Consider the following 12,704-nt stretch of genomic DNA (forward strand, 5'->3'; position numbering starts at 1 on the left):
TGGCATGATTATTTATTAAATAATCTTAAGTATTTTCCATAACCCTTTTCTTCCATTTCCTCTTTAGGAATAAATTTCAGTGCTGCAGAATTAATGCAATAACGAAGACCATTTGCTTCAGGCCCATCTGTAAATACATGCCCGAGATGGGAATCTGCTTCTTTGCTTCTCACTTCTGTACGAATCATAAAGTGACTTGTGTCCGTTTTTTCGGTAATTTCTTCCCCTTCTATTGGCTTTGTAAAGCTTGGCCAGCCGCAGCCGGCATCATATTTGTCCAATGAACTAAATAGGGCTTTACCAGATACAATATCCACATAAATTCCTTCAGAAAATTTATCCCAATATTCATTACGAAAAGGTGGTTCTGTTCCGTTATTCTGTGTCACTTCAAATTGAATAGGTGTTAATTTTTCTATTAAATGTTTTTTATCCATTTCTCTCACTCCAGTTGTTTTTCGTAAAAGCTGCACGACCAGAGCCAACATGGTAGGCGTTATAATGATCCGGATTTTTTTTATAATAATCTTGATGATATGCTTCCGCATAGTAAAAAATCTTTGCAGGTAAAATTTTCGTAGCAATTGGTTTTAAGAAACGCCCGCTTTCTTCCAACTCCTGTTTAGATGCTTCTGCTAATCTTTTCTGTTCTTCTGTATGGTAAAAAATAGCTGTTTGATACGACTGTCCTCTATCAAAGAATTGGCCGCCTGGATCAGTTGGATCGATTTGCTGCCAGTAAACTTGCAATAATTTTTGAAACGGAAATATCGTTGGATCAAACGTTATTTGAACTGCCTCATAATGTCCTGTTGTTTCCGAACATACTTCTTTATACGTAGGGTTTTCTTTTGAACCTCCTGTATAACCTGATACTACTTTTATAATGCCTGGCTGTTGATCAAATGGTTTTACCATGCACCAAAAACAACCGCCAGCAAATGTTGCCACATCGTAGTTATTCAAGTTCTGCACCTCTTTCTTATAATTTCCTATCCAAGCCCCATCTAAGTTTACCTATTCCCTATTAAGATGGTTTTAACACTTTCAAATAGATTATTAAAAAATGAAGAAAAATGCAAAAATTAGGATTCTAAAAAAACTGAAACAAAAATTATTAATGCAGAAGCTTTAGTCTAATCAAAAAAAGTTTGGCTTTCGAGGCAGAAGCATTGGAATTTGCTTTTGGGATAATAAGCTCTTGATCAAGGAAACAACTAGAAAAACAAGCTTTTTTTTGAATAACTGAAAAAAATCCAAGTAATCTCTTGGATTTTTTCACACCCTACTCGACTCTTAATCCAAAAGCTCGAAGTGAGATGACTTATTGAATCATTTAGAATTATTTTTTATTGGTTTTCAACTGTTTATTCATTTTTTTCCATTTCTTTTTTTCATCAGATTGTGCTTTTTTATCTTGTTTTCGTTTTAAAAAGGCAAGTTCCTTTAACAGCTTTTTGTAGCTAGCAAGACGTTCTTCCAGTAAAACTCCGCTTTCTATTGCCTCTTTTATTGCACAGCCTTTTTCTCCTTCATGTGCACAATCACGAAATTTACAATGAACGGCTAGTTCTTCAATATCGGTAAAGCTGCCGCTTAAACCTTCGTCGCTGTTCCAAAGCTGCAGTTCACGCATCCCTGGTGTATCAATTAAAATACAGCCATTTGGCAGCAGAATTAGTTCTCGATGTGTTGTCGTATGCTTTCCTTTATCATCATTTCGTATATTCTGAACTTCCTGTTTATTATAACCCAATAAATAATTGGTCAAGGTTGATTTTCCTACGCCAGATGAACCTAATAAGGCAAAGGTTTTGCCGGGCAGCAATAATTTATTTAACTCATCGAAGCCACTATCTTCCATTACACTGATAGGATATACAGGGACACCAAATGCTACTGATTCCACTAATGCTATTGCTTCATCCACATGATCAGAAAGGTCTGCCTTTGTTAATACAATAACAGGATTTGCTCCACTCTCCCATGTCAGTGTTAAATATCGTTCTATTCTTCTTAAATTTAAATCTTCATTTAATGAATTTACAAGCAAAATTGTATCAACATTTGTCGCAACTATTTGTTCTTCCGTATTTGCACCTGCCACCTTCCTTGAAAATTTGCTTTTTCTTGGAAGAACAAATGATATGGTTCCTTTTCCTTCTTCTACTCTAGGGGTTATTACTACCCAATCTCCTACAGCAGGATAATTTTCTCTTGTATTGGCGGTGAACGAAAATTTCCCAGACACCTCACATAATAACTCTCCGTAATAAGTCCACACTCGATATAATCTTTTATGTTCTAACGCAACTCTGCCAACGATTTGTTCTACCGCACCATAGTTTTCAAACGCTTTTCCAATTTCCTCATTATATCCGAACATTGTTAATTCCATTGATTTAACTCCTCCATTTTTGCATATAAAAAACCATAGACTTGTACAGCCCATGGTTTAAATAATACAAAAACAGAGTACGCATGCTATTGACAAACGCTTGATTTCTCTTTTCCCGCCCTGCTTGAATACTCATTTTCCATTCACGGGAACTTCGCTTCTCCCCAGGATTCGCAACTCGAAATCCAAACATTCAAGTTTTGCAAATTGTGGCAGTTTTGTCTACATGCAAGTGTACTATTCTATGTTTTTGGTTTATTGCAAACGTTCAAAGGGCTGTACGATATAAAATACACTTCTAAACATTTTCATCCATTTATTTTTCATCGTCATCACCCTTTCTTCACTTATTTTTCTTTATTATATGTAATATTCCTACCAAAGTATACATCAAATTGCTATTTTTTCCTTTTTTTTAAACCCTTTTGATAAGATAGGCACTCGCACACATCCTATATCATAAACTAATGAATCATGAGTATACAGGAGTGAAGAACATGACTCATAATGGGGAAATGAATCCGATAAATGAAGCGAGCATGTATGACTTACTAGCAGACTACTATAAATATACAAATCCTGAATTGCATATTTTTTATTATCAAAAACACTTGCAAAGTGTAAAAAAAATGATGGAAACAGCAAATTCACTTATTCCTTATGTGCAAAGACAAAAGGAATATGGAAAAATAAGAATCCTGCACGGCTCAAAAGATTTGCCAAATGTGGATATTTATATTAATGGCATTCGATTATTTAAAGAAGTGTCTTTTAAAATGATGAGCAATGATTTAACATTGCCTGCTGGCAGGTACCAAATCGATATTTACGAATCTGGCAAAATGGTAGACACTTATTGCAGTCAAAAAATAATGGTCGAAAGTAATATTTATCATACGATTGCTATTGTAGGACCAAATAATAAAGTGAAAATTTATTCTTTTGCCGAGCAGCCATCTGTACCAGCCGCGGAAACGAAGCTTCGCTTTATTCATCTTGCTCCACATATAACTGCAATTAACATCGCTGTTCAAAATGGCGATGTAATCTTTCCAAAAGTGGAAGCCAAAACAGCTACTTCCTATTTAGGATTATATCCAATGACCGTCTATTTGGAAGCAAGAGCTGCCGGAACAAACGAATTGATTACGGTTTTCCCGCCTTTTGTCTTACAAGAGAACAAAGCATATTCTGCTTTCATTTTGGAAGCTGAATCTGACGATGAGCATGTAAATATCCTGCTTTTTTCAGCCACATAATGACGTAAGTGCAATCTGATTATCTTCTTACAGACTGACGTTACTGTCAAATGTCCTATCTGCATCTTGTAACTTGAACTTGGAGCGAGGTGCTGCATGAACCACAAAAAGATGAAGCCTTTATTTGTTCATGACAAACAGCTTCATCTTTTTATTAGGCACTTTCGTATAGGTTGTTCTTATTTAACCCTCAGCCTGAATACACTTCGTTTTCTGCGAGGAGCGAGCGCCTGGCCACTTCGACGTTTCACTCCTGTTTTCTTCTCGCCTGTCTCGCTAATCCGTGCTGAGAGCCTACGTTATTCAGGCTGCTCAAGACTTCTAAAAGGTTTTTCACCTTATAAAAAAACAACAAACTTTTAGAAAACACCCTTTTGTTAGACTTCATCCATGCCCTATTCAATTGGATGTAAAATGCTGAAACGAATTTTATCTTCCGGAAGGTTAAATTCCTTCATTTTCACTTTTAATCCACTTGCCGTATTCATTTTCGTTAAATGTACGTAAATCGTTTCATCTTCAGGATTGATTTCTACCCAATCCGGCAATTTATATTGCTGCTGAATAAATTTCATAACATAGGATACTGGCAAAGGCAATTCACCTATGCTGATAGATTTTTGCGTTAATAGTAAATCACCGTTATCCAAAGCTTCCGGCACAAAGGTAAGTTTCATTTCGACGTCCTGATTAAAAACAGGAAGATACCCATATAGTTCTACTTCATTCGTTAAGTTAATTTCATAATGGATTGGACCGTTCAACCCTTGTTTTTCTATATAATAATTAATAAGTTTTGTTAGGTCTTCTTTATTTGTTGTGACATCCAAAGGAACAGCACCTGTTTGTTCATTAGATGTATTTTCTGAATGCTTTGCTTTATCACTAGGCAAAAAAATTAAAATAGATAGTCCAATTATGAAAATTAAATTAATACATATTAAAAACAAAAATGCTATTTTCCAACTCTTTTTTTTCAATTTCATTCTCCTCTGCCTTGTTCTTCTGCAGTCATTTTAGCTAAGACAACATCCATTGCTTCTTTTTCTAATTCATTGTATATGCGATCTGCAATGAGGCTGTATCCTTTATCGTTGGGATGAAAATAATCCTTATATAAGAGATTTTCATTCTCATTTAAAAAGATATCGTCAATTTTCACGAAGTATGTTTGATCAAACAAAGTTAAAATATTTTCCCCTGTTGTATTCCATTCTGTCACTACCTGATTCAGTTCATCTATATTCGATAACCATTTTGTAAAAGGATTATAAACTCCGACTAAGACAATTACAGCATTCGGATTATCCTCTCTAATTGTTTTAAGCACTTGATGAAGATTTGCTTCATACAGTTTCATCTGATTGGAAAAATCTTCAAGCTGCAGATCAGACAAATGCTCCCTCACAACTTTCATGATGTCATTTCCGCCAATTGTTAATATAACCATATCTGCTGATGCTATCGATTTCTTCACTTCATCAGTTTGAATTTTTTTTAACAGCTGATCGGTTTTATTGCCTTTCACTCCATAATTTTCAATTGTTACTTTTCCTATACCTCTATCCTTTTCTAATAAACCTTTTAAGTAAGGAACATAACCGCCTTTTCCTGTACTATCTCCTACTCCTTGTGTTAAAGAATCTCCAGCAGAAACAATATTAACATCCTTTGGAAAAAAGGATTCTGGAATTTCTTTTTTACTTGCAACCATTGTTTCTTTCACTCCATTATATTGAAGGGACGTTTCTTTTGTACAAGCCGTCAACAAAAGAAGAGACAGGCAAATAATAAGAAAGTTTGTTGATTTCTTCATTATTAACTCCTACCTTTTACATCATATTATAATCAGACAGAACACTGTCTGAACGCTTTTTAGAATGAATTTGTATATACACCGTTTACTATTATAACATAAATTATTATGAAGTTAATTTGTTTAAATTTATCCCACTCTTTAGGGGTAGTAAGACCCCGACCTCAAAATGCTGAGAAATCGAGTAAGCTATAACTGCCCGTAAAGGTCCAAGGAGGTACACAATCTAAGGTCGCCACTTCCTGTGGCAACGTTTGTGTGATCCACATCCTTTCCATCAGTGAGGAAAGAAGAAAATCCCACTGATGGAAGGGTTCACTTTATCATTTATCCAGAATAACACATCTATACATGATAGGATTTACCAATACATTCGTTTGATAAACTTGCTAATTCACCTAGTTTCTCTGCTTAACATACGAAAAAAGCCAGACGTTTAACTGTCTGACTTTTATTTAATGAGACTATTAATTAGTCCTTTTCCCCTTTTTTTTCATCATAAAGATTTCGAAGAACATATGTTTTATATAATTCAAGCTTCTTATGCTCAACGGGATGTCTACTGATCCCCATCTCCTTTAACTTGCTGATAAACCAACCCTTTGTACCATAATAAGCCATATCTTCCCCTCCGCTTTCCACAGGCTGAAATCATGCTGCACTGAAAGATTCGAAAAGTTTTGATTTATTTCATTTTATTCAACATATGTTGAAAAGAGGAAAATATGCCAATGATTATTCACAATAATAACTGAAGCCTATCGCTCCTTGACCAGTATGTGTGCTAATAACAGGCGTTGTAAACTCAATATCTATTGGCAGAGGATTAGAAATAATTTCAATGGCTGCCTTCAGTTTCATAGCTAACTCGAAATTATCAGCATGGGTAATTCCGATTCGCTTAATGGTTTTTCCGATCGTATCCTCCCTAAAGGCATTTGCTAAAAACTTTACTGCCTGCGCTCTGCTGCGCACATTTGTGATCGGTGTGTATACACCATTTTCCAGAGCAGCAATTGGTTTTATATTTAATAACGATCCAATTAATGCCTTTCCTTTTCCAATTCGTCCGCCTTTAATTAAATTTTCAAGTGTATCGACCACAACAAATAGCTTAGTGTGTTTTTTTACTTTATTAATTCGATCAATTATTTCTTCTTTACTTTTTCCATTTTGCGCCATAAGCGCTGCCTCCATTACTTGAAAAGACAATCCCTTTGATATAAACTCTGAATCTACGACTGTTACGTTGCCTTTTGACAGTTCACTTCCACATTTTGCTGATGCAACCGTACCACTCATCCCTCCCGTCATATGAATGGATATAATGTCGTACCCTTGTACATCTAATTCATCATATTTTGCTGCGAATGAACCTGCAGAAGGCTGGGAGCTTTTCGGCAATTCTTCAGCAGACTTCATTTTATGAATAAACTCATCTGGAGTAATTTCTATTCTATCTAAAAACGTTTCACCGTTAATGGAAATAGAAAGAGGAACCATCTCTATTTCATATTTCTTAAGCTCTTCTTCAGTTAAATCCACAGTTGAATCTGTAACAATCTTTATTTTAGTCATTTTACACGTCCCTAAATTATCATTTTTCAAGTAAAGCGCTTTCTATTCAAGAGATTATTATAACGTAAATAGATTAGCTTGTATAACATTTTCTTACTCTATACTGATTCTTCATATTTCTGCCATAAATAATGACCCAAGGAAGCACTTTGATTATTATCGTTCACTCAATAAAACCTCACTTCAAAAAAACCATCAACCCTTACACTTCTGTAAGGGTTGATGGCTTTTACACTAATAAGTGAAATAAATTGGAATCTTTGTTGATTTCCGTGTATGGAAAACCTTTTTTATCCATCCTATCAATTAATCCTTGATAATCATCACGATTCTTTAATTCCAGCCCAACCAATGCCGGACCATTTTCTTTATTATTCTTTTTTGTATATTCAAATCTTGTAATATCATCTTCAGGTCCTAACACCTCATCAAGGAACTCTCTTAATGCTCCAGCTCTTTGAGGGAAATTTACGATAAAATGGTATAATAAACCTTCATATAATAAAGATCTTTCTTTAATATCCTGCATTCTATCGATATCATTATTTCCACCGCTTATGACAATTACAACATTTTTTCCTTTTATTTTATCTTTATATAAATCAAGTGCAGCGACAGGCAATGCACCTGCTGGCTCTGCTACAATTGCATGTTCATTATATAACGACAGGATCGATGTACAAACCTTACCTTCTGGCACAAGCACAATATCATCCAAAAGCTCCTGGCAGATTTCAAAATTCTTTTGGCCTACACATTTTACAGCAGCACCATCTACAAATTTATCAATTTTATCCAAAGAAACAAGCTCTTTACTAATAATAGACTGTTTCATAGACGGTGCTCCTGCTGGCTCCACACCAATCATTTTTGTTAATGGTGAAACACTTTTAATATACGTGCTTAAGCCTGCCATTAATCCGCCGCCGCCGATGCTTGCAAAAACAAAATCAATCGGTTCTTCACTGTCATTCATAATTTCAATTGCAACCGTTCCTTGCCCTGCAATGACATTTTCATCATTAAAAGGATGGATAAATGCTCGATCCTCTGTTTCAGCACAGGAAACAGCTTCTACATATGAATCATCAAATGTATCTCCAATTAAAATAATTTCTACATTATCCCTGCCAAACATTTTAACTTGGCTAACTTTTTGTTTTGGAGTAGTTGCAGGCATAAAAATTTTCCCATGAACACCTAAATATCTGCATGCATATGCAACACCTTGTGCATGGTTTCCAGCACTTGCACAAACAACTCCATTTTTCATTTGTTCTTTTTCCAGCATTTTCATTGAATAAAATGCGCCTCTTAATTTAAATGAGCGCACATGCTGCAAGTCTTCTCTTTTTAAATAGATGTTGCAATCATATTTTTCTGAAAGTCGTTGATTTTTTTGTAAAGGAGTATGGGCTACTATGTCTTTTATTCGCTGGTATGCAATCATAATATCCTCCAACTGCACCCATTTTTTCATAACCTTCTGTTCCATATCCTCAAACCTCATTTCTACCCATTCTAATTTGTCCATTATAACATGTTACCACATGATTTCCATCCTCTAAAATATATATTTTTAGATATTTTGAAATTTTGCTACATATTTGAATGCGTAAAATTTTTTAATAAAGTTATTTGTTTTCTATGTATTATTGCATTACAATAATATATAGGGAGTGATCGTATGAATTTTTCATTAAAAGAAGAAATTGCTAATAGCATTACACATGGAATTGGATTTATTTTAAGCATTCCAGCGCTGGTTATGTTAATTATATTTGCTGTAAAAACTGGCGACCCTTGGAGAGTAGTCAGTTTTTCCGTTTTTGGATCAACTATGATCATTCTTTTTTTATGCTCTACTCTTTTGCATGGCACTACTAACAAAAAACTCAAAGATTTTTTTGAAATTTTAGATCATTCCGCGATTTACTTATTAATTGCTGGAACCTATACTCCGTTTGTTCTTGTATCAATAAAAGGGGCTTTAGGTTGGACCTTATTTGGCATCGTTTGGGGACTTGCTATTGGCGGGATTGTATTTAAATGTTATTTTGTAAAAAGATTCCTCATTACGTCTACTGTTCTGTATGTCATTATGGGATGGCTTATGGTTTTCGGATTAGTTCCATTATATCATGCAATTGGTGCATCTGGTATAATCCTTCTTTTTCTCGGAGGGATATTATATACTGTGGGCAGCGTTTTTTATGTATTGCAAAAAAAGCCTTATTTCCATGCAGTTTGGCATGTATTTGTTCTATGCGGAAGCAGCTTTATGTACTTCTGCATTTTATTCTATGTATAGGCAGAAAAGCGCTAGCGCCTTTTTAACAAAAGGACTTACTACTGAAGTCCTTTTGTCTACTTTCTTTTTCAACTCCAAAATAATCAAAAAAACATTTACACGACAGTTTACGTTTTTAATAAAAAATTTTTTATTTAAAATCTCCACTTCACTTTGGTCTTTATGTTTATTTTTTGTTCTTTTGCATCCGTCTAATAATGACATATTATACCTAGTTAATAATTACTCATTAATTAGGTTGTTTTTAAAGTTCAATCATCTAATTCTATACAGCCAATAACTAAAAAAAAACAAACTGCAACTGCAATTTGTTTTTTTAGTTATTGGCTTGTCCTTTTTAATTCCGCTCGTAAACAAAAAAGGTATAGTCCACATTATTTTTTTCATCTTTTATGCCTTGTTCCTCTGAAATGATTTTCCATTTGCTCCAATCGAGGTCTGGAAAATATGTATCTCCTTGGTACGCCGCATCTATTTTTGTTATATATAATCGATCTGCAATATTTAATGTTTCTTTAAATATTTCCGCTCCGCCGATAATAAAAATTTCTTCCCTGTTTTTAGTCTCACTCCATGCTTTTAACTCTTCCATTGAATGTAAAATCTTACAATCTTCACATGTATACTGCAGATTTGTTGTCATAATAACATTTTCTCTATTGGGAAGATTCCTGCCGATTGAATCCCTTGTTTTCCTTCCCATCACAATAGGATGGCCAGTTGTCACTTTTTTAAAATATTTTAAATCCGCTGGAAGATGCCATGGAAGCTCATTATTATGGCCGATCACATTATTTTTATCCATTGCCACAATTAAAGAAATCATACACTTACCGCTCCTTTAATATGAGGATCTGCTTCATAGTTAACAATCTCAAAATCTTCAAACTGAAAACCAAAAATATCTTTGACGTTTTTATTTATTTTCAAGTTAGGAAGTGGCTTCGGCTCTCGTGTAAGCTGCAGCTTAATTTGTTCAAGATGATTGGAATAGATATGAACATCCCCGAATGTATGGACAAATTCTCCTACTTCTAATTCGCATACTTGTGCAATCATATGCGTCAGCAAAGCATAGGATGCTATATTAAATGGCACACCTAAAAAAACATCTGCAGAGCGTTGATATAATTGACAAGAAAGCTTTCCGTCTGCCACATAAAACTGAAATAAACAATGGCAAGGGGGCAAAGCCATCTTTGAAAGATCGCCAACATTCCATGCACTAATAATTAAGCGTCTTGAATCTGGGTTTGATTTGATCATTTGAATCAATTCGGAAATTTGATCAATGGTTTCTCCATCCCTCGATGTCCAAGAACGCCATTGATGTCCATATACTGGTCCTAAATTTCCTTTTTCATCAGCCCATTCATTCCATATTCGAACATTGTGATCTTGAAGATATTTAATATTAGTATCACCATTTAAAAACCATAATAATTCATAAATAATGGAGCGGATATGGAGTTTTTTTGTCGTTAAAAGAGGAAATCCTTCAGCTAAATCAAAACGCATTTGATAGCCAAAAGAGCTGATTGTCCCTGTCCCTGTTCGATCTTCTTTTTTTACACCATTTTCCAAAATATGCTCACATAATTGTAAATATTGTTTCACAGCAAAACATCCTTCTTCTTGAATATTATTTATTAGCACAAAAATGCAGTACATTTCAATTTTGATTTAAATTAGTTATTTGTGCCAAAATCATTAGTTTATCCCTTCTGTTATTATAGCTGATTTAACATAATAAAAGATGGATAAATATGGATAAAAACAAAAAAATATAAAATAGAATAAACATCATGCTACATGCTATTAATCACTTTAATGACTCTATATACTTATAAGCAAGTGGGGCGATGCTTTTCAACCGTTCTTTTTCTGATCCTCCTACATAAAACATAGCAAATGTTTCAGCAAAATATTCCTCTGCATATCGCTGAAAATACACCTTATTTGGGAATAATTTAAATTTCTCTTTATTCCAAATGAATTGATATGCCTTTGTTTTACTATAATGATCTAGCACTTTGTAGTCAATAGTATGTGCAAGCTCATGATATTCTAAATTTACGGAACCATGTCCTTTCCCCTTTTGACTTGCACCAATTTTCACAAGAACTGTTTGTCCCCCGCCAATTCCAGGAACATTATCCCATGTCCTATTTGATTCATAACCGCGTGGGATCACACCAGCAAGGTTTTTTGCAGTTGGATTATCTGTTAGCTTCCCAGTAAATAATTTTACTTTAACATCTTTATCATTTATTTTTTCTAAAAGAGATGCAGGCAGCCTGTTAAGCCTTGACCCAATTGCCGCTGCTTCTAGTTCGTCAAATGCAGATGTTGGCAAAAGGATTATATTTCCCAATTTTTTCTGCCCTTCCAGAGATAGGCCTCTTTTTAAGAAAGTAGAAGATGGATAGTCCTTTAGAAGAATGCCATCTGTCTGCAATTGGGAGTTCCCCATTAATATCGACATGAGACAAATCATACAAACTGGCAAAAAGTTTTTTAATTTTTTCATCTTGTTCCCTCTTTTCTCCATTTTCTAGTTGTGGTTTTTTTTACGCTTCAAATAGAGAAGAGAAGCAAATATAGAAAGCTAGCTATCTGTAATTCTATTATTATAACATACTCAGTGAATGATGAAGAGACAGCTTGTTAAAACAAGGTTTTACTACAAAACAGTAGTAGTGTTGATTTTTTAATGTCCTCTTTCAACGTTGTTCTGTCCACAGGTGAAACCTGAGTCTGTTTTCTAAAGGATCGATGTTTTTACTAGATTCTTCGAAGTAACCAATTGATAAACCTGGTTGATTGTAGTGGAAGGTGCGAGACTCCTGTGGGATTAGCGGGACAGATGAGACCCCGCAAGGCGAAGCCCGGGAGGCTCATCGCACGCCCCACGGAAAGCAGCCACCCTATTATCAGTTGCCTCGATGGAAGCTTGCGGTCCACAGGATGTGGCGAGATTAGTTTGTGTGCCTCCCTCGGATCTTTAGCTTCCTCGATTTCTCTGCATCTGGAGGTTTGGGTTTTACTGCCCCTTAAGAGTGGGATAATAAGAAAAGCGCAAGCGCCCTTGCTTATCGACGGAAAAAGCTGAGATTCACAGGATGTGAATCACACAAACGAAGACATAAGGATGTGGTGTTCTTAATTTGTGTACCTTAAGTGAGAGAAAAAGGAAACACGAAGAGCGTAGCGATTCGATGTTGACTACGCAAGCGAGGTGAGGGAAGCGTTGAAGTCGTTAGGGCGCTGGCCGGCTAAAGTACGCAAAAGAGGAAAATCGACTAAATACGCAACGTCCTGGTGGTAGAAAAGCCCCCCCCC

13 protein-coding genes are annotated in these 12,704 nt (G+C 35.1%); 2 read left to right on the forward strand and 11 right to left on the reverse strand.

Going from position 1 to position 12,704, the window contains the following annotated elements; genetic code table 11:
* Positions 1-8: 8 nt before the first annotated feature.
* The 3 genes from msrB to rsgA form a co-directional block, all read right to left on the reverse strand.
* On the reverse strand, positions 9-437 hold the full coding sequence (gene msrB, locus ACTYBU_RS15685; RefSeq protein ID WP_445491158.1) for a peptide-methionine (R)-S-oxide reductase MsrB: 429 nt from the start codon (positions 435-437) through the stop codon (positions 9-11).
* A complete protein-coding gene (msrA, locus tag ACTYBU_RS15690; RefSeq protein ID WP_445491191.1) occupies positions 430-918 on the reverse strand; it encodes a peptide-methionine (S)-S-oxide reductase MsrA in 489 nt (162 codons plus the stop codon). The genes msrB and msrA overlap by 8 nt, the downstream gene beginning before the upstream one ends.
* Before the next feature lie 424 nt (positions 919-1,342).
* Positions 1,343-2,398 (reverse strand): ribosome small subunit-dependent GTPase A, encoded by a 1,056-nt coding sequence (gene rsgA, locus ACTYBU_RS15695; protein WP_445491160.1) that lies wholly within the window; start codon positions 2,396-2,398, stop codon positions 1,343-1,345.
* A 497-nt stretch (positions 2,399-2,895) separates the two neighbouring features.
* On the opposite strand from rsgA, the gene ACTYBU_RS15700 reads away from it, so the two are divergent.
* On the forward strand, positions 2,896-3,657 hold the full coding sequence (locus ACTYBU_RS15700) for a DUF4397 domain-containing protein (protein ID WP_445491162.1): 762 nt from the start codon (positions 2,896-2,898) through the stop codon (positions 3,655-3,657).
* A 395-nt stretch (positions 3,658-4,052) separates the two neighbouring features.
* Here ACTYBU_RS15700 and ACTYBU_RS15705 read toward each other — a convergent pair whose 3' ends face one another.
* From ACTYBU_RS15705 to ilvA, 5 genes are all read right to left on the reverse strand, one after another.
* Positions 4,053-4,643 (reverse strand): YpmS family protein, encoded by a 591-nt coding sequence (locus ACTYBU_RS15705; RefSeq protein WP_445491163.1) that lies wholly within the window; start codon positions 4,641-4,643, stop codon positions 4,053-4,055.
* Positions 4,640-5,473 (reverse strand): SGNH/GDSL hydrolase family protein, encoded by an 834-nt coding sequence (locus ACTYBU_RS15710; RefSeq protein WP_445491164.1) that lies wholly within the window; start codon positions 5,471-5,473, stop codon positions 4,640-4,642. The genes ACTYBU_RS15705 and ACTYBU_RS15710 overlap by 4 nt, the downstream gene beginning before the upstream one ends.
* Before the next feature lie 471 nt (positions 5,474-5,944).
* Complete coding sequence (locus ACTYBU_RS15715) at positions 5,945-6,094, reverse strand: DUF2639 domain-containing protein (RefSeq protein ID WP_445491166.1); 150 nt, start codon at positions 6,092-6,094, stop codon at positions 5,945-5,947.
* Positions 6,095-6,208: 114 nt separating this feature from the next.
* Entirely contained in the window at positions 6,209-7,051 is an 843-nt protein-coding gene (locus ACTYBU_RS15720; protein ID WP_445491167.1) for a DegV family protein, read from the reverse strand.
* Between the two features lie 229 nt (positions 7,052-7,280).
* A complete protein-coding gene (ilvA, locus tag ACTYBU_RS15725; protein ID WP_445491193.1) occupies positions 7,281-8,546 on the reverse strand; it encodes a threonine ammonia-lyase IlvA in 1,266 nt (421 codons plus the stop codon).
* A gap of 192 nt (positions 8,547-8,738) precedes the next feature.
* Between ilvA and trhA the strand changes: the two genes are divergently transcribed.
* Positions 8,739-9,362 (forward strand): PAQR family membrane homeostasis protein TrhA, encoded by a 624-nt coding sequence (trhA, locus tag ACTYBU_RS15730; protein ID WP_445491169.1) that lies wholly within the window; start codon positions 8,739-8,741, stop codon positions 9,360-9,362.
* Between the two features lie 337 nt (positions 9,363-9,699).
* Here the strand turns inward: trhA and ACTYBU_RS15735 are convergent, their stop codons facing one another.
* The 3 genes from ACTYBU_RS15735 to ACTYBU_RS15745 form a co-directional block, all read right to left on the reverse strand.
* A complete protein-coding gene (locus ACTYBU_RS15735) occupies positions 9,700-10,188 on the reverse strand; it encodes a dihydrofolate reductase (protein ID WP_445491170.1) in 489 nt (162 codons plus the stop codon).
* Positions 10,185-10,979, reverse strand: coding sequence for a thymidylate synthase (locus tag ACTYBU_RS15740; protein WP_445491172.1), 795 nt, complete (start codon positions 10,977-10,979; stop codon positions 10,185-10,187). Before ACTYBU_RS15740 ends, ACTYBU_RS15735 begins: the two co-directional genes overlap by 4 nt.
* Before the next feature lie 205 nt (positions 10,980-11,184).
* Entirely contained in the window at positions 11,185-11,892 is a 708-nt protein-coding gene (locus ACTYBU_RS15745) for an anthrax toxin lethal factor-related metalloendopeptidase (RefSeq protein ID WP_445491174.1), read from the reverse strand.
* Between the last annotated feature and the right edge of the window lie 812 nt (positions 11,893-12,704).

It is taken from the genome of Niallia sp. 03133 (genome assembly GCF_052663225.1).

Excerpts from the sequence above, each read along its gene's own strand:
- msrB (WP_445491158.1), bottom strand. The coding sequence starts at position 437 with ATGGATAAAAAACATTTAATAGAAAAATTAACACCTATTCAATTTGAA.
- msrA (WP_445491191.1), bottom strand. The coding sequence starts at position 918 with ATGGTAAAACCATTTGATCAACAGCCAGGCATTATAAAAGTAGTATCA.
- rsgA (WP_445491160.1), bottom strand. The coding sequence starts at position 2,398 with ATGGAATTAACAATGTTCGGATATAATGAGGAAATTGGAAAAGCGTTT.
- ACTYBU_RS15700 (WP_445491162.1), top strand. The coding sequence starts at position 2,896 with ATGACTCATAATGGGGAAATGAATCCGATAAATGAAGCGAGCATGTAT.
- ACTYBU_RS15705 (WP_445491163.1), bottom strand. The coding sequence starts at position 4,643 with ATGAAATTGAAAAAAAAGAGTTGGAAAATAGCATTTTTGTTTTTAATA.
- ACTYBU_RS15710 (WP_445491164.1), bottom strand. The coding sequence starts at position 5,473 with ATGAAGAAATCAACAAACTTTCTTATTATTTGCCTGTCTCTTCTTTTG.
- ACTYBU_RS15715 (WP_445491166.1), bottom strand. The coding sequence starts at position 6,094 with ATGGCTTATTATGGTACAAAGGGTTGGTTTATCAGCAAGTTAAAGGAG.
- ACTYBU_RS15720 (WP_445491167.1), bottom strand. The coding sequence starts at position 7,051 with ATGACTAAAATAAAGATTGTTACAGATTCAACTGTGGATTTAACTGAA.
- ilvA (WP_445491193.1), bottom strand. The coding sequence starts at position 8,546 with ATGGAACAGAAGGTTATGAAAAAATGGGTGCAGTTGGAGGATATTATG.
- trhA (WP_445491169.1), top strand. The coding sequence starts at position 8,739 with ATGAATTTTTCATTAAAAGAAGAAATTGCTAATAGCATTACACATGGA.
- ACTYBU_RS15735 (WP_445491170.1), bottom strand. The coding sequence starts at position 10,188 with ATGATTTCTTTAATTGTGGCAATGGATAAAAATAATGTGATCGGCCAT.
- ACTYBU_RS15745 (WP_445491174.1), bottom strand. The coding sequence starts at position 11,892 with ATGAAAAAATTAAAAAACTTTTTGCCAGTTTGTATGATTTGTCTCATG.